We start from the raw sequence: 18,051 nt of genomic DNA on the forward strand, positions 1-18,051 counted from the left end.
CATCTACTGGGAGACAAGAGGAAAGGGCATGAGGGCTAGAAGCTTATTTTAGCCTCCAGCTGATTAGTCTGTTATAAAGGAAAAGTTTATGATAAAAAAATATTTGATCCATATTTGCCTCCTTATGAGTCTCTTATGCCAGCCAATTCTAGCGAGTGCGGATGAATTGGTGGATATGGCGCAAAAGATGTATCCAAATGACAATGTCCAAGCCATTAACCGTCCACATTCTTCGCTTATTATTGACGGAAATACGGGCAATGTTCTTTGGAAAGACAATATCGATGAAGTCAGAGATCCTGCCAGCATGAGTAAGCTCATGACGCTCTATCTCTTGTTTGAAGATATGGCAAATGGCAAGATCAGTAAGGATACAGTGATCAAGGCGACCGCTTCAGACCAAGCGATCGGAAAGATCTATGAGATCTCCAACAATAATATTGTTGCTGGGGTAGACTACACAATTCCTGAGTTGATTACCATGACAGTGGTTCCATCCTCAAATGTATCGACCCTCATGTTGGCCAATCTCATGTCCAACAATGATCCAGATGCCTTTATCGAGCGCATGAATGCCAAGGCTAAGGAATTAGGGATGACCAATACGGTCTGGAATAACCCGAGTGGGGCGGCCATCTCCACCTTGCAGGGCTACTATCAGGTCAACAATTATCCAAATGATGCGGCCAACCAGACAACTGCGCGTGATTTAGGGATTCTGGTTTATCATTTTATCAATCAATACCCAGATATTTTAAACTATACCAATCAAGCACAAGTCACGGTCAAAAAAGGGACTCCATATGAGGAAACCTTTGATACCTACAATTATTCATTGCCAGGAGCCAAGTATGCCTTGAAAGGTGTGGATGGTTTGAAAACTGGTTCAAGCCCTCGTGGAGCTTTCAACTATATCGCGACCATCAAACGGGGCAATCAGCGCTTAATTGCTGTCATTATGGGCGTAGGAGATTGGGCAGACCAAGATGGGGAATATTACCGTCACCCGTTTGGCAATGCCTTGATCGAAAAAGCCTATAAAGATTTTGGCTATAAAAAATTGCTAGATGCAGGTGTCCAGAAGATTGACGGCAAGACCTATACACTTGAAAAACCCTTCTATGCAACGGTCAAAAGAGGTGCTAAAGAACCGACCCTTGCGGTAAAAGATGGCTATCTGACAGTAGATAATGATCTCTACACCTTGTCTGAAGGTATCCGAGATGATATGAAGGTAGAAGAAGGGGCCAAGCCAGAGCTTGTCAAAGAAGCAGCAAGTGGGAAAAAGACAACGGCTAAGCACAGTAAATGGCTTTCGCTGGATCACTTCCTGATCTTGATTCCAATTCTCATTCTTGTCATCATTCTCTCGATTGAAAAACAAAGTCGTGAGAGACGCAAAAAAGAGGCACAAAAGCGCTATAATAAAGAGTAAAATAAAACCTAACTGATTGTCAGTTGGGTTTTGTCATTGTCTCATTCCGATATTTTTAGAAAGGATTCATATGAAAAAATTCCGAAATTCTTATGCGGCTTATATGCTGCTCTATAGTTTTTATTTTATGTCCACATCTCTCTTTACGACCCTTATTTCCGTTTATTTGATAGGAAAGCACTATAGTGCAACTCAAGTGTCGACCTTGGTATCGGTTGCCTTTTTCTTATCCATGGTAGCCCAACCCTTCTTTGGGTATATCAATGAGCGATTTGGAATCGTAAAAATGACGACCCTCAGTCTGAGTGTGATCATTGGTGGTGTCTTCGGTTTTCTTTGGGCCCCCAATCTATTTTGGCTGACCGTTTTTTATGGAATTGTTCTAGTCTGTTTGAATGGGACAGCTCCCATGATGGAAGTTTTTGCAACACAAAGTCCATACGCTTTTGGGAAGATTCGCGTTTGGGGAACCATTGGCTACTCGGTCGGTGTCCAAATAGCCGGCTGGGTCTATCATCAGTTTAGCCCCCAAGCTGTCTATTATACGGTTTTGATCACCATTGTATTGAGTCTCTTCTGCCTAAGTGCGGTTCGGATGAAGACAAGAGAGAAAACAGAAGAAAAGGTTAAAGAGCCGGTCTCTATTCGTCCTCTTCTTCAAAATGGACCTTATCTCTTCTTTATTGTGTTGATTGGGTTGGCTTCAGGGGTTGGAAATATTGGTCATACCTATATTCCTGAGTTGCTCATGGATAGTGGTCTACCAGTCCATATTGCCTCTACGGTTGTAGCTATCTCAGTCGTAGTGGAAGCTCCCTTGATCTTTTTCTCTGATCGATTCATGGACCACTGGCCTTTACGGGTTTTGATCGCTCTTCCAATCGGAATTATTTTTGCTCAATATGCCGTCTACGCTCTTCCAAGTCCTGTCTTCTTAAAAGTGCTTTTGACTCTTTTAGCCAAGCATACAACCGGGATGGTTTTGATTATGGTCTCCTTACGGTTTATTGCCCAACAGGTGAATGGTAAAGACTTGGTTCTTGCCATGGCCATTGTCCAAGGAGCTCGTTATTTAGGAACCATTCTTTTACAACCCCTCGCAGCCCTCTGTATTGAAAGAGGTGGTTACCAAGTCATGAGTTTCTTTTTAGCAGGGGTTGTAGGGATCGTCTTTTTGCTGAGCTTTGCCTTAAAAATGCCCCAAGGGAAAGCTCACGGACTTTTTGGTGGCAAAGTAGACTAATGAAATTGTTAAAATTGTATGACTAATCATCGAGGAGTTGGACAGAAAAACTGATTTCACAGTGTTTTGTCCAACTTTTTTGCTATTATTAAGAACTAGTGATTAATTTGACAGTCAAAGTATTCGATGGTAGAATGAGGTAAAATAAATATAAAGGAGACCATTTTATGAAAAAAATGATCTTATCGACAGCTGCTCTTTTGACGATTGTTTCCCTAGCTGCTTGTTCAAACAAACAAGACACAAAGAAGGAAACTTCAAACAGTCAATCAACGACTAAAGTGACGAGCAAATCTGCCAACACTTCAAAAAGTAAGGATACTTCAACAGATTCAGAAGAGACTTCATCTTCTAGCCTCTTAACAGACGCTGAAATCAGCAAGGCTAAAACAGTTGGAGACTTTAAAAAGTTGTTTGCAAAATTAATGGATCAATCTGTTTCTATTACTGAAGAAGCAGGTACTTCTGTGACAGGTTCTGCAAAAGAACAATACGATGCAATGATTAGTACCTTAAAGCAAGGATTAGAAAACCAAAAAGATATCTTTAATGAAGGCTTGGAAAGCATCGGTTCAGATAGCACAGTCGTTCCTAAAGAAGACCGTGAAGCTTTGATCGAAATCTTGAAAGATGCTCGTGAAGAGTTGGAAAGTACTCGTAAAGAAATGAAAGATATGCAGAAAGAATTGAGTAAATCTCCTGTTGCTGATGATTCTAGTGATGATTCAGATTCAGATTCTGAAGAATAAAAAGAAGAAAAGGTTGGAATTTCCAGCCTTTTTCCTATTTTTTTTCGAATGATATAGATGAGGAGGTGGGCCTATGTTTATTGCCATGGATAACAATCAAAAGCGGTGGAACTGTATGGAAGAGATCCCAGCTGTGACAGAAGGGCCCTTCTATTGCTTGGCTTGTCATAGTCCAGTGCGTCTAAAAAATGGCTCGGTTCTAAGGGCTCATTTTGCTCATGTAGAATTACAGCATTGTCCCTATCATCACGAAGCGGAGAGTTTTGAACATCTGGAATTGAAAGCCAGTCTTTATGACTGGGCCTCTAAGGAGTCTAATACGGAAGTAGAAAGTTATTTAGCAGATTTTCAACAAATTGCCGATCTTTTGGTAGTAGACAAGAACTTAGCTTTGGAAGTGCAGTGCAGCTCCTTATCTTTAGAACGCTTGAAGGAGAGAAGCGATGATTATCGATCCCACGGTTACCAGGTCTATTGGTTACTTGGTAAAAAGTTGTGGCTCAAGAAAAGACTAACAAAGCTGCAGGCTGGCTTTCTTTATTTTAGTCAGAATCGCGGGTTCCATCTTTGGGAATTGGATCTGACAAAGAAAGAGCTACGTCTGCAATACCTCATCCATGAGGATTTACGAGGGCGATTGCATTATCAAACAGAAGTTTTCCCTTTTGGTCAAAGGTCTTTACTGGAAGTCTTACGGACCCCTTATCTTTCGCAACCCATGCAGCAAATGGCAGTCGAGCTCGATCGTACATTTTTAACGTATATACAGCAGCAACTCTTTTATCGTCACCCAAAGTGGCTGAAGCTTCAGGAAGAACTCTATTTGCAGGGAAACCATCTGATGGAACTGGGGCTGGATTTCTTTTATCCTCTTTGTCGTCCGATCCTTTCACAGAACTTGCTCCAAATTAAAGAGGATGTAGAAGGTTACTACCAGCAATTTATGACCTATTATCAGTCGCAAGGGATCCAACCTGTTCAGATCCTCTATCCCCCACGTTTTTATGCTCAGCAGAAAAGCTAACTTTCTAAGATAGAAATCCTCCCGAAATGTTCATTTTTATGCTAAAATAGAACCATTGGAGGATTAATCGAAATGGTAAAACAACGTAATGAAATTGATGAAAAATACCAATGGGATTTGTCGACTATTTTTGCGACAGATCAAGCTTGGGAAGAAGAAGCAGCTAGCTTAGCTGCAGATATTAAAGCAGCAAGCCACTATGCTGGTCATTTGTTGGATTCAGCGCAAACACTTTTGGATACAACCAATGCATATTTGGAATTGAGCCGTCGGTTGGAAAAGGTCTACGTCTATGCTCATATGAAAAATGACCAAGACACACGAGTGGCTAAATACCAAGAGTACCAATCAAAAGGGATGTCTCTTTATAGCTTGTTAGGCGAAACCTTTGCCTTCTATGAGCCTGAATTCATGGCCATTACCGATGAGCAGTACAAAGCCTTTGTGAGTGAGGTTCCAGCCTTGGAACAATATGGTCATTATTTTGATCGTTTGCTAGAGAAAAAAGAACATGTCTTGTCTCAAAAAGAAGAGGAATTACTTGCAGGAGCTGGTGAGATCTTTGCGGCAGGTGGTGAAACTTTTGAAATCTTGGACAATGCAGATATTGTTTTCCCAACTGTACATGATGACAAGGGCGAAGAAGTTCAATTAACCCATGGGAACTATATTTCTTTGGTAGAATCTAAAGATCGTGCCGTTCGTAAAGAAGCTTACGAAGGTCTCTACAAGGTCTATGAACAGTACCAACATACCTATGCTAAAACCTTGCAAACCAATGTGAAAGTTCATAACTTTAATGCCAAAGTTCGCAAATTCTCATCTGCTCGTGAAGCGGCCCTTTCTGAAAACTTTGTACCAGAAAGTGTTTATGATAGCTTGGTAGCAGCGGTGAACAAACATTTGCCACTCTTGCAACGTTATGTGCAATTGCGCTCAAAAATTCTTGGAATCTCAGACTTGAAGATGTACGATATGTATACCCCATTATCTGATACAGACTACAAGTTTACTTATGAAGAATCATTGGCCAAAGCAGAAGAAGTCTTGGCTGTTTTGGGTGAGGACTACCTTTCTCGTGTAAAACGTGCCTTCAGCGAACGGTGGATTGATGTGCATGTTAACCAAGGGAAACGCTCAGGTGCTTATTCAGGTGGTTCTTATGATACCAATGCCTTCATGTTGTTGAACTGGCAAGATACATTGGATAATCTCTTCACCTTGGTGCATGAAACTGGTCACAGTATGCATTCTAGCTATACCCGTGAAACCCAGCCTTATGTCTATGGAGACTATTCCATCTTCCTTGCTGAAATCGCCTCTACAACCAATGAAAATATCCTGACCGAACGTCTGTTAGAAGAAGTAGAAGACGATGCAACTCGCTTTGCGATTTTGAATCACTTCTTGGATGGCTTCCGTGGAACCGTCTTCCGTCAAACGCAGTTTGCTGAATTTGAGCATGCCATCCATAAAGCTGACCAAGAAGGTACGGTATTGACTAGTGAGTTCTTGAACAACCTCTATGCAGAGCTCAATGAAAAATACTATGGTCTTTCAAAAGAAGACAACCCTGAGATCCAATATGAATGGGCTCGGATTCCTCACTTCTACTATAACTACTACGTCTTCCAATATTCAACAGGTTTTGCAGCAGCTTCAGCCTTAGCTGAAAAAATTGTTCATGGAACACAAGAAGATCGTGATAAATATATCGACTATTTGAAGGCTGGAAATTCTGACTATCCACTCAACGTCATCCGTAAAGCAGGTGTGGATATGGAAAAAGAAGACTACTTGGACGCAGCCTTTGCGGTCTTTGAACGTCGGTTGAATGAATTTGAAGCCCTAGTAGAAAAATTAGGACTCGCATAAGATGGTAGAGTCTTATAGTAAAAATGCCAACCACAATATGCGCCGGCCAGTGGTTAAAGACGAGATCGTTGACTTTATGCGAACGCGTCAAAAACCGGTAGCAGGTGCCTTGAAGGAGTTAGAAGCATTCGCCCGCAAGGAAAATATTCCGATTATTCCGCATGAAACGGTAGCTTACTTTAGACTACTCCTGCAAGCCCTACAACCAAAGAAAATCCTTGAAATTGGGACAGCAATTGGATTTTCAGCGCTCTTAATGGCTGAAAATGCTCCCGATGCACAAATTACCACTATTGATCGGAATGAAGAGATGATTGGCTTTGCTAAGGAAAATCTGGCTAAATACGATCAGAGAAAACAAATCACCTTGCTTGAAGGAGATGCAGTAGATGTCTTGCAGGATTTAACAGAGACCTATGACTTTGTCTTTATGGACTCTGCTAAGTCTAAGTACATCGTCTTTCTGCCACGAATTCTCGAACTCTTAGAGGTTGGGGGAATCGTGGTACTGGATGATATTTTCCAAGGAGGAGATGTTGCCAAAGATATCATGGAAGTGCGTCGTGGGCAACGAACCATTTACCGGGGGCTTCAGAACCTCTTTCATGCGACTCTCAATCATCCAGATTTGACCGCTAGTTTGGTGCCACTTGGAGATGGTATTTTGATGATTCGGAAAAATGCAGAGACGGTAACCTTGCCAGATCCTAGCTCTTTTTAGGTAAATTTAAGGTATTCTCTCTAATTTGTGGTAAAATAGAAGAAGTTTAAAAAGGAACGGAGAATAATTTTCATGAAGAAAAAACTTGTAGCGGGTGCTGTGACCTTGCTATCAGTCGTAACACTAGCAGCGTGTGCCAATGGTACAAACAAAGATATCGTGACCATGAAAGGGGACACGATCACAGTTTCTGATTTCTATAATGAAATCAAAACTAACCAAGGTGCTCAACAAGTTCTTTTCCAAATGACCATCAATAAAGTCTTTGAAAAAGAATATGGATCAAAAGTTTCTGATAAAGAAGTCGATAAAGAATTGGCTAAACAAAAGAAACAATTAGGTAACCAATTCGATGCATACTTGGCGCAACAAGGCTTGACGGAAGAAACAGCGAAGAAACAAATCCGTAGCAATATGTTGTTGGAATATGCAGTCAACCAAGCGGCTAAGAAAGATATCAAAGAGTCTGACTACAAGGCGGCTTTTGAATCTTACACACCAGAAGTAACAGCACAAATTATCAAGTTGGATTCAGAAGATAAAGCAAAAGAAGTGTTGGAAGCAGCTAAAGCAGAAGGTGCAGACTTTGCCCAAATCGCCAAAGACAATTCAACAGATACTGCTACAAAAGACAAAGGTGGCGAAGTCAAGTTCGATTCAGGAACAGCAGATATTCCATCTCAAGTCAAAGAAGCAGCCTTTAAGTTGGATGAAAACGGTATTTCAGATGTGATCACAGTTTCAGCAGGTCAAAACTATTCTGCTAGCTACTATATTGTCAAATTGAATAAGAAGACAGAAAAAGGCTCTGACTGGAAGAAATACGAAAAACGTTTGAAAGAGATCATTGTTGATGGTCGTAAGCAAGATACCAACTACATCCGTAGCATTATTGCAAAAGCGATGACCAATGCCAATATCAAGGTCAAAGATGATGCTTTCAAATCAACATTTAACCAATATTTGCAAAATATCGGTGTTCAAACAAGTGATAGCAGCTCATCATCTAAAAAATAGTTGACGGTTCCATTTGGAACTTGTATAATGAAATAGTTGAGAATAAATCATTGTTACTCGGAATCAGAGAAGTGGCGGGGGTGCGAGCCATGGAAGAGAGATGATTTTGCTACTCGGCTGAGACAATTGCATACAAAATGAAGAATGACAAGCTCATTGAATGAAGGTGGTACCGCGGTTTTTCGCCCTTCGTTTAGTGGCTTGTCTTTTGTTTATGGGCAGTTGTCTGGAGCTTTTTAAAGGAGATCAAAAGATGCGAACCTATCAAGTGAAACAAAAATTTCGATTGGGGGGCGAGCGGTTCGATATCAAAGATGAGCTGGGAAATGTTGAATACCAGGTTGAGGGATCTTTTCTTAAGATTCCAAAGACTTTTACCATCTATGATAAGAATGAACAAGAAGTGAGCCACATTACTAAAAAAACAATCAGCTTTCTTCCCAAGTTTGTGGTTGAGTTGAAGGATGGGGACCGCTTTTTTATCCATAAAAAGCTGACGCTCTTAAGGGATAAATACGATATCGAAGATTTGGGACTTCGGGTACAAGGAAATATCTGGGACCTGGAATTCAAATTGTTCGATGATCGGGATCAAATCGTCGCTGAGATTAGCAAGGAACTCTTTCATCTAACCTCTACCTACCAAGTATCGGTCTATGAGGATGAATACGCTGATTTAGTCATCTCACTTTGTGTCGCCATCGATTATGTCGAAATGTTAGAAGCTAGCGCAAATTAATCTTAAAAAAATTAGGAGACAAATATGAAACAATTATCTAGTGCACAAGTCCGTCAAATGTGGCTTGATTTCTGGGCAAGCAAAGGCCACTCTGTAGAACCATCTGTTAGCTTGGTTCCTGTAAATGACCCAACCCTTTTGTGGATCAATTCAGGGGTTGCCACTCTTAAGAAATACTTTGATGGAACCATCAAACCTGAAAATCCACGGATTACTAATGCTCAAAAAGCCATCCGTACCAACGATATCGAAAACGTAGGGAAGACTGCTCGTCACCATACCATGTTTGAAATGTTGGGGAACTTCTCTATCGGAGATTACTTCCGTGATGAAGCCATTACCTGGGCTTATGAACTTTTGACAAGTCCGGAATGGTTTGACTTCCCCAAAGACAAACTTTACATGACCTATTATCCTGACGACAAGGATTCATACAACCGTTGGATCGCTGTTGGTGTGGATCCAAGTCACTTGATTCCAATCGAAGACAACTTCTGGGAAATCGGTGCGGGGCCTTCTGGACCAGATACAGAAATCTTCTTTGACCGTGGAGAAGCCTTTGACCCTGAAAATATCGGTCTTCGTCTGCTTGCAGAAGATATCGAAAACGACCGTTACATCGAAATCTGGAACATTGTTTTGTCACAATTTAACGCTGACCCTGCTGTTCCTCGTAGTGAGTACAAGGAATTGCCACACAAGAACATTGATACGGGTGCAGGTTTGGAACGTTTGGTAGCCGTTATCCAAGGGGCGAAAACAAACTTTGAAACTGACCTCTTCATGCCAATCATCCGTGAAGTGGAAAAGATGTCTGGTAAAACCTATGATCCAGATGGCGATAACATGAGCTTCAAGGTGATTGCTGACCACATCCGTTCGCTTTCATTTGCGATTGGAGATGGGGCTCTTCCAGGTAATGAAGGACGCGGTTACGTTCTTCGTCGTCTCCTCCGTCGTGCTTCCATGCATGGTCAAAAATTGGGGATTGAAGGAACCTTCTTGTATAAATTGGTTCCAACCGTTGGGAAGATCATGGAAAGTTACTACCCAGAAGTACTTGAAAAACAAGACTTTATTGAAAAAATCATCAAGAGTGAAGAAGAGTCATTTGCTCGTACCTTGAACTCTGGTCAACACTTTGCCCAAACCATCGTTGAAGACTTGAAAGCCAAAGGTCAAACAGTGATTGCTGGACAAGATGTCTTTAAACTTTATGATACATACGGATTCCCAGTAGAATTGACAGAAGAAATCGCTGAAGAAGCTGGAATGACAGTCGATCGTGACGGTTTTGAAGCAGCTATGAAGGAACAACAAGAACGTGCGCGTGCATCTGCTGTCAAAGGTGGATCTATGGGGATGCAAAATGAAACCCTTCAAAACATTACAGTTGAAAGTAGATTTAACTATAATGCTAGTCAATTGCCTTCTAAGTTGGTGGCTATCGTAGCGGATAATGTAGAAGTAGAAGCTGTTTCAGAAGGAACTGCATCACTGATCTTTGCAGAAACTCCATTCTACGCTGAAATGGGTGGACAAGTTGCGGACCATGGTCAAATCTTGGATGCTGCAGGAAATGTTGTAGCGACTGTGACAGACGTTCAAAAAGCACCAAATGGACAACCACTCCATACGGTTGAAGTTCTTGCTCCTCTTGCTTTGAACCAAGAATACACCTTGGCGATCGATACCAATCGTCGTCATCGTGTCATGAAGAACCACACTGCAACTCACTTGCTCCATGCGGCTCTTCACAATATCCTTGGTAACCACGCAACCCAAGCAGGATCTCTCAATGAAGTAGAATTCCTTCGCTTTGACTTTACCCACTTCCAAGCTGTGACTCCAGAAGAATTGCGTGCTATTGAGCAACAAGTCAATGAAAAGATTTGGGAAGCGATCGCAGTCGAAACGATTGAAACAGATATCGATACTGCTAAAGAAATGGGAGCCATGGCCCTCTTTGGTGAAAAATACGGTAAAGAAGTCCGTGTTGTAACGATCGGTGATTACTCTGTTGAGCTCTGTGGTGGTACCCACGTAGGCAATACTTCTGAAATTGGTCTCTTCAAGATTGTCAAAGAAGAAGGGATCGGATCAGGAACTCGTCGTATCTTGGCAGTAACTGGTAAGGAAGCCTTTGAAGCTTATCGTGAACAAGAAGATGCTCTGAAAGCAGTCGCAGCAACCTTGAAAGCACCTCAACTTAAGGAAGTCCCTCACAAGGTGGAAGGTCTTCAAGAGCAACTCCGTCAATTGCAAAAAGAAAATGCAGAATTGAAGGAAAAAGCGGCAGCAGCTGCAGCAGGCGATGTCTTCAAGAATGTTCAAGAAGCAAACGGCCATCGTTACATTGCCAGCCAAGTTTCTGTTTCAGACGCAGGTGCTCTTCGTACCTTTGTAGATAACTGGAAACAAAAAGACTACTCTGATGTGCTTGTTCTTGTCGCAGCCATTGGTGACAAGGTAAACGTCCTTGTAGCCAGCAAGACAAAAGAGGTCCATGCAGGTAATGTGATCAAAGAATTAGCTCCAATCGTCGATGGACGTGGTGGTGGTAAACCAGACATGGCCATGGCAGGAGGAAGCAACCAAGCGAAAATCCAAGAATTGTTGGATGCCGTATCAGGTAAATTGTAATAATCGGAGAGGTTGGATGTTTGTCCAACCTCTTTTTTCAAAAAAAAGCAGATCCAATTAGAAAAAGATTGCAACAAAAAAACCTTTCCGTCTGGAAAGGTTTCAGATTGAAGATAAAGTCTTCTAAAAAACTTTCCTTAGGTGAGTACGGACGTCAGCGAACTTCAAAGAAGTTCCATGACTTAGTTTTGGACCTAAGGTTCCAAAACTCCCGAGTGCTAGAAACATGATTGTTTCTAGCACTTTTCTCACGGCGGAAAATTTTTAATCTTCAAAAAATAAAAGTCACTTTTTGAAAATCATCTATCTGTTTTATGTAAAACAATAGGTTGTCTATATTTAAAAACCTTTCCATCTGGAAAGGTTTTTGTCTTATAGGCCGTAGTTGTAATCGTCATCCTGCATGGCTTCTACTTCACCGAGAAGGTAACCATTTCCGACTTGAGAGAAGAAGTCGTGATTAGAAGTACCGGTTGAGATTCCGTTCATGACGATTGGGTTAACGTCATCTGCTGAGTCTGGGAAGAGCGGATCTTGTCCCAAGTTCATGAGGGCTTTATTAGCGTTGTAGCGAAGAAAGGTCTTGACTTCCTCAGTCCAGCCAACACCATCATAGAGGCTCTCTGTGTAGCCTTCTTCATTCTCATAGAGGGTGTAGAGAAGATCATACATCCACTCTTTGAGTTTTTCTTGTTCTTCTTCTGGTAATTCGTTAAAACCAAGTTGGAACTTGTAGCCGATATAGGTTCCGTGAACAGATTCGTCCCGAATGATCAACTTAATGATTTCAGCTACGTTGGCCAATTTGTTGTTTCCAAGATAGTAGAGAGGTGTGAAGAAACCAGAGTAGAAGAGGAAGGTCTCAAGGAAAACGCTGGCGACTTTCTTTTCAAGGGGAGTCCCATTGAGATAGATTTCGTTGATGATTTCTGCCTTCCTTTGAAGGAAAGGATTGGTGTTGGTCCATTCGAAAATCTCTTCGATTTCTGACTTGGTATTCAAAGTAGAAAAGATAGAAGAGTATGACTTAGCATGGACAGATTCCATAAATTGGATGTTGTTAAAGACAGCTTCTTCATGGGGAGTACGAATATCCGCACGAAGGGCTTGAACACCTGTTTCAGATTGCATGGTATCTAGAAGAGTTAATCCCCCAAAGACTTTACCAACTAGGTCTTTTTCTTTATTAGATAACTTTCTCCAGTCATCCAAGTCGTTTGACAAAGGGATACGTGTATCCAACCAGAATTGCTCTGTCAGTTTTTCCCAGGTCGATTTATCGATGACATCTTCGATCGCATTCCAGTTAATGGCTTTGTAGTATGTTTCCATTTGCATCACTTTCTTTTTCTATTCATTCAATCGTTACTATTCTACCATAAATTGATAGAATACCGCACAAAAAGTCGGCGAACCGACTTTTGATAGCTATCTAGGATAGCGGATTAGATGACACAGCTTTCACATTGGTTGGCGCCAACTTCTCCACCATCATCTGTAAAGGTACGGACGTAGTAGATAGACTTGATACCCTTGTTAAAGGCGTAGTTCCGAAGGATAGACAAGTCACGAGTGGTTTGTTTGTTTTCAGTTTTCCATTCGTAAAGACCCTTTGGAATATCGCTGCGCATAAAGAGAGTCAGTGAAAGACCTTGGTCTACATGCTCAGTTGCAGCAGCATAGACATCGATGACTTTTCGCATATCCATGTCGTAGGCAGAAGTGTAGTAAGGAATCGTTTCCGTTGACAATCCTGCTGCAGGGTAGTAGATCTTACCGATTTTCTTCTCTTGGCGTTCTTCAATCCGTTGTGTAATTGGGTGGATAGAAGCAGATACGTCATTGATGTAGCTGATAGATCCATTTGGTGCGACAGCTAGGCGGTTTTGGTGGTAAAGACCATCTGCTTGAACTTTAGCACGCAGTTCTGCCCAATCCTCAGCACTTGGGATAAAGATATCTTTAAAGAGTTCTTTGACGCGATCAGATTTTGGTACAAATTCTCCAGTCGTGTACTTATCAAAGTAAGTACCATTGGCATAATCAGATTTTTCGAAGTTGTGGAAGGTAACACCACGTTCGCACGCAATGTTGTTTGATTCTACGAGAGTCCAGTAGTTCATGAGCATGAAGTAGATGCTCGTAAACTCAATAGACTCCGGTGATCCGTATTCGATCAATTGTTGGGCAAGGTAGCTATGAAGTCCCATGGCTCCAAGACCAAAGGTATGCGCCAGTTTATTTCCGTGGTCAATAGTTGGAACGGCTACGATATGAGAGCTATCTGTAACGAAGGTCAAAGCACGAACCATGGCACGAATCGAACGACCAAAATCAGGTGAAGTCATCATGTTAACTACGTTGGTTGAACCAAGGTTACAGGAGACGTCTGTTCCCATTTGAACAAATTCTTGGGCATCGTTGATCAAGCTTGGTTCTTGAACTTGAAGGATCTCTGAACACAAGTTACTCATGATGATTTTTCCATCAACAGGGTTTGCCCGGTTAGCAGTATCAATGTTGACTACATATGGATAGCCAGATTCTTGTTGCAATTTAGAAATTTCAGTTTCCAAATCACGTGCCTTAATTTTAGTCTTGCGGATATTTGGATTAGCAACCAACTCATCGTATTTTTCAGTGATGTCGATGTAGTTAAATGGTACTCCGTATTCACGTTCCACAGAGTATGGGCTGAAGAGGTACATTTCTTCATTCTTACGCGCCAACTCGTAGAACTTGTCTGGCACGACGACCCCAAGTGAGAGAGTCTTCACCCGAACTTTTTCATCAGCATTTTCTTTCTTAGTTGAAAGGAAGGCGATGATGTCTGGGTGGAAGACGTTGAGGTAAACCACCCCAGCCCCTTGGCGTTGTCCCAATTGGTTAGAGTAAGAGAAGCTATCTTCGAAGAGTTTCATAACTGGAACCACTCCAGAAGCGGCTCCTTCATACCCTTTGATTGGTGCTCCAGCTTCACGAAGGTTGCTGAGAGAAATCCCAACCCCACCACCGATACGAGACAGTTGAAGGGCAGAGTTGATGGAACGTCCGATCGCATTCATATCATCGGTTACTTGGATCAAGAAACATGATACCAATTCCCCACGGCGGGCACGTCCAGCGTTTAAGAAAGAAGGAGTAGCTGGTTGGTAGCGTTGGTGGATAATTTCGTTTGCGATGTCTCGCGCGATAGCTTCATTTCCATCAGCAAAATAGAGAGCATTGAAAAAGACACGGTCTTCCATGCTTTCAAGATAGTATTCTCCATCATTTGTTTTCAAAGCGTATTGGTTATAGAATTTGTAGGCCGCCATGAAGGACTTGAATTGGAAGTTTTGATCTTTGATAAATTGGGCCAATTCCTCTAAAAATTCAGGACGGTATTTCTCGATAAAAGCTCTCTCAATGTAATTGTGCTCGAGAAGGTACTGAATCTTGTCTGTAATCGAGTCAAAGGTTTTAGTATTTGGTACAACATTTTCTTTAAAGAACGCATCCAAAGCTTCTTTATCTTTATGAAGCATGATTTGGCCGTTTACTGGACGGTTGATTTCATTGTTAAGACGAAAATACGTCACATCTTCAAGAGATTTTAATCCCATAATAATCCTTTTCTAGTTCAAAAAAATGAAGAGGAGAAGTCCTCTCTTTCCAAGTAAAAAGTCTAGTGTTAGGTTGCTAACGCTAGACCCTATTTAAGCAAAATACTGTGTTTATTAAGAAAGTTTCTTCAACTTAGCTGGTTGAAAACCAGAAAATACTTCATCCGGTGTTTGAATAACTGGAGCAGCATTGAAGCCAAGGTTCTTAACATGCTCTACAAATTCTGGCTGTTCATCTAAGTTAATTTCGCGGTATTCCACATGATTGCTATCGAGGAATCGCTTGGTCATTTTGCATTGAACACAATTATTTTTTGAATAAATGGTTACCATTTCTTTTTCGTTCTCCTATCGAAATATAAATCTGTAAACAGTATAAACAAAATCCAGCAACTTGTCAACAAAATAAAACTAAATATTGTGCAAAGATATGAAATGGGGTTTTTAAAACACAATATATTGTGGTGAACGGAAATTGAGAAATTCCAAGAAATGGGATAGGAATAGGCTTTAAAGCATCTTTAATTAGTTATAATTTTTTTGTGAATCAATATCCTGTGGTACACTTGCTTCTTTTTATTTGAAAGCGGAGGAAAATGTTACTTATAATATAGTAGAAAATTGAAAAGATTTGTTCTCCATTCTTCAGGTACTTCTTAGAATGTATCTAAATTGGGATTTTTCGCAGTCTTTTTCTGTAAGTCAGTGATAAAAATCTTGAAAAAAATTTCAAAAGATGATATAATACCAAATTGTAAGGGTTATCAAAAGGTAACTCAAAAACTATTTTTTAAAAGGAGAGTCCAATTATGGCTTCTAAAGATTTCCACATCGTGGCAGAAACAGGTATCCACGCACGTCCAGCAACTTTGTTGGTTCAAACTGCTAGCAAATTTGCATCAGACATCACTCTTGAATACAAAGGTAAATCAGTTAACTTGAAATCAATCATGGGTGTTATGAGCCTTGGTGTTGGTCAAGGTGCTGACGTTGTAATTTCTGCTGAAGGTGCTGACGCTGATGATGCAATCGCAGCTATTTCAGAAACAATGACTAAAGAAGGATTGGCTTAAAAATATGACAAAAATGCTAAAAGGAATTGCAGCATCTGACGGTGTTGCCGTTGCTAAGGCATATTTGCTCATTCAACCAGACTTATCATTTGAGACTGTTTCAGTCGAAGATACAAGTGCAGAAGAAGCTCGTTTGGATGCAGCTCTTGAAGCTTCACAAAACGAGCTTTCTCTTATTCGGGAGAATGCAGTAGCAAGCCTTGGTGAAGAAGCAGCGCAAGTTTTTGATGCGCATATGATGGTTCTCGCTGACCCTGAAATGATTGGTCAGATCAAAGAAACGATTCGTACGAAAAAAATCAATGCAGAGGCTGGCTTGAAAGAAGTCACTGACATGTTCATTGCAATCTTTGAAGGAATGGAAGACAATCCTTACATGCAAGAACGTGCAGCAGACATTCGCGACGTTACCAAACGTGTCCTTGCCAACTTGCTTGGTAAGAAATTGCCAAACCCTGCTTCTATCAATGAAGAAGCAATCGTGGTAGCGCATGACTTGACACCATCTGATACAGCTCAGTTGAACAAAAAGTACGTAAAAGCCTTTGTTACTAACATCGGTGGACGTACCAGTCACTCAGCTATCATGGCGCGTACACTTGAAATCGCAGCTGTTTTGGGTACAAATAACATTACAGAACTTGTCAAAGATGGTGATGTTTTGGCTGTTTCAGGGATCACTGGTGAAGTGGTGATCAACCCTACTGAAGAACAAATCGCAGCCTTCAAAGCAGCTGGTGAAGCTTATGCCAAACAAAAAGCTGAATGGGCTCTCCTTAAAGATGCTCAAACAGTGACTGCTGATGGAAAACACTTCGAGTTGGCTGCCAACATCGGTACCCCTAAAGACGTTGAAGGTGTAAACGATAATGGTGCAGAGGCAGTTGGTCTCTATCGTACAGAATTCTTGTACATGGATTCTCAAGACTTCCCAACAGAAGATGACCAATACGAAGCCTACAAAGCTGTTCTTGAAGGTATGAACGGTAAACCTGTTGTCGTTCGTACAATGGATATTGGTGGGGATAAAGAACTTCCTTACTTCGATCTTCCTAAAGAAATGAACCCATTCTTGGGTTACCGTGCTTTGCGTATTTCTATCTCTGAAACTGGTAATCAAATGTTCCGTACACAATTGCGTGCCTTGCTTCGGGCATCTGTCCACGGTAAATTGCGGATCATGTTCCCAATGGTTGCTTTGTTGACTGAGTTCCGTACAGCTAAAGGTATTCTTGAAGAAGAAAAAGCGAAATTGCTTGCTGAAGGTGTTGCTGTGGCAGATGATATCCAAGTAGGTATCATGATTGAAATCCCAGCTGCTGCGATGCTTGCGGACCAATTTGCTAAAGAAGTTGATTTCTTCTCAATCGGTACAAACGACTTGATCCAATACACAATGGCTGCTGACCGTATGAACGAACAAGTTTCATACCTTTACCAGCCATATAACCCATCTATCCTTCGTTTGATCAACAACGTGATCAAAGCGGCTCACGCTGAAGGCAAATGGGCTGGTATGTGTGGTGAAATGGCCGGTGACCAAACTGCCGTTCCACTTCTTGTCGGAATGGGCTTGGATGAGTTCTCTATGTCAGCGACATCTGTCCTTCGTACACGTAGCTTGATGAAGAAACTCGACACAGCTAAAATGCAAGAATACGCTAACCGTGCTCTTACTGAATGTTCAACAATGGAAGAAGTTCTTGAACTTTCAAAAGAATACGTGAACGTAGACTAAGAATTCAACAAGACTAAGACAAATCTGTCTTAGTCTTTTTTTACATTGTTCATAAAAATGTTCATTTTATTCGTAATAAACTAGTTAGTAATAAAAATAGTGATTTAAATGTTCGGTTTTTGTTTGATTTTCCTCGTATATATAGTATAATCGTAAGTAAGATAAGGAGGATGACCAAGGAAGGATAGA

The 18,051-nt window shown here is 41.2% G+C and carries 14 protein-coding genes; 11 read left to right on the forward strand and 3 right to left on the reverse strand.

Translation table 11 applies throughout. The features are described 5' to 3' along the window. Nucleotides 1–88 precede the first annotated feature (88 nt). From HMPREF2686_RS09320 to alaS, 9 genes are all read left to right on the forward strand, one after another. Nucleotides 89–1,435, forward strand: a complete 1,347-nt coding sequence (locus HMPREF2686_RS09320) for a DUF1958 domain-containing protein (protein WP_049506137.1) — start codon at nt 89–91, stop codon at nt 1,433–1,435. A gap of 70 nt (nt 1,436–1,505) precedes the next feature. After that, a complete protein-coding gene (locus tag HMPREF2686_RS09325) occupies nt 1,506–2,678 on the forward strand; it encodes an MFS transporter (RefSeq protein WP_049506135.1) in 1,173 nt (390 codons plus the stop codon). A gap of 167 nt (nt 2,679–2,845) precedes the next feature. Beyond that, complete coding sequence (locus HMPREF2686_RS09330; RefSeq protein ID WP_049474304.1) at nt 2,846–3,427, forward strand: LptM family lipoprotein; 582 nt, start codon at nt 2,846–2,848, stop codon at nt 3,425–3,427. A 73-nt stretch (nt 3,428–3,500) separates the two neighbouring features. After that, complete coding sequence (locus HMPREF2686_RS09335) at nt 3,501–4,451, forward strand: competence protein CoiA (protein WP_049506133.1); 951 nt, start codon at nt 3,501–3,503, stop codon at nt 4,449–4,451. 72 nt (nt 4,452–4,523) lie between these two features. After that, nucleotides 4,524–6,326 (forward strand): oligoendopeptidase F, encoded by a 1,803-nt coding sequence (gene pepF, locus HMPREF2686_RS09340; protein ID WP_031573459.1) that lies wholly within the window; start codon nt 4,524–4,526, stop codon nt 6,324–6,326. A 1-nt stretch (nt 6,327) separates the two neighbouring features. Further along, nucleotides 6,328–7,047: an O-methyltransferase gene (locus HMPREF2686_RS09345; protein WP_045759248.1), complete on the forward strand. Its 720-nt coding sequence runs from the start codon at nt 6,328–6,330 to the stop codon at nt 7,045–7,047. A 72-nt stretch (nt 7,048–7,119) separates the two neighbouring features. Continuing rightward, on the forward strand, nt 7,120–8,064 hold the full coding sequence (prsA, locus tag HMPREF2686_RS09350) for a peptidylprolyl isomerase PrsA (protein ID WP_049490523.1): 945 nt from the start codon (nt 7,120–7,122) through the stop codon (nt 8,062–8,064). A gap of 253 nt (nt 8,065–8,317) precedes the next feature. After that, nucleotides 8,318–8,803 (forward strand): LURP-one-related/scramblase family protein, encoded by a 486-nt coding sequence (locus tag HMPREF2686_RS09355; protein ID WP_049506131.1) that lies wholly within the window; start codon nt 8,318–8,320, stop codon nt 8,801–8,803. 24 nt (nt 8,804–8,827) lie between these two features. Further along, nucleotides 8,828–11,446: an alanine--tRNA ligase gene (gene alaS, locus HMPREF2686_RS09360; protein ID WP_049474308.1), complete on the forward strand. Its 2,619-nt coding sequence runs from the start codon at nt 8,828–8,830 to the stop codon at nt 11,444–11,446. Nucleotides 11,447–11,818: 372 nt separating this feature from the next. Here the strand turns inward: alaS and nrdF are convergent, their stop codons facing one another. The 3 genes from nrdF to nrdH form a co-directional block, all read right to left on the reverse strand. After that, nucleotides 11,819–12,778 carry a class 1b ribonucleoside-diphosphate reductase subunit beta gene (gene nrdF, locus HMPREF2686_RS09365; protein ID WP_031573445.1) on the reverse strand — a complete coding sequence of 320 codons (960 nt, stop codon included), beginning with the start codon at nt 12,776–12,778 and terminating at the stop codon, nt 11,819–11,821. Between the two features lie 113 nt (nt 12,779–12,891). Beyond that, the gene (gene nrdE, locus HMPREF2686_RS09370; RefSeq protein WP_070450474.1) at nt 12,892–15,051 is read right to left on the reverse strand and encodes a class 1b ribonucleoside-diphosphate reductase subunit alpha; all 2,160 of its coding nucleotides are present in this window, start codon (nt 15,049–15,051) and stop codon (nt 12,892–12,894) included. Between the two features lie 114 nt (nt 15,052–15,165). Continuing rightward, nucleotides 15,166–15,384: a glutaredoxin-like protein NrdH gene (gene nrdH / locus HMPREF2686_RS09375; RefSeq protein WP_003006408.1), complete on the reverse strand. Its 219-nt coding sequence runs from the start codon at nt 15,382–15,384 to the stop codon at nt 15,166–15,168. Nucleotides 15,385–15,860: 476 nt separating this feature from the next. On the opposite strand from nrdH, the gene HMPREF2686_RS09380 reads away from it, so the two are divergent. Together HMPREF2686_RS09380 and ptsP are read left to right on the forward strand one after the other, a co-directional pair. Then, the gene (locus HMPREF2686_RS09380) at nt 15,861–16,124 is read left to right on the forward strand and encodes a phosphocarrier protein HPr (RefSeq protein WP_003006411.1); all 264 of its coding nucleotides are present in this window, start codon (nt 15,861–15,863) and stop codon (nt 16,122–16,124) included. A gap of 4 nt (nt 16,125–16,128) precedes the next feature. Further along, the gene (gene ptsP, locus HMPREF2686_RS09385; protein WP_049474827.1) at nt 16,129–17,862 is read left to right on the forward strand and encodes a phosphoenolpyruvate--protein phosphotransferase; all 1,734 of its coding nucleotides are present in this window, start codon (nt 16,129–16,131) and stop codon (nt 17,860–17,862) included. The last annotated feature ends 189 nt before the right edge of the window (nt 17,863–18,051 follow it).

This window comes from Streptococcus sp. HMSC057G03, assembly GCF_001808745.1.
Taxonomy (GTDB): domain Bacteria; phylum Bacillota; class Bacilli; order Lactobacillales; family Streptococcaceae; genus Streptococcus; species Streptococcus parasanguinis_Z.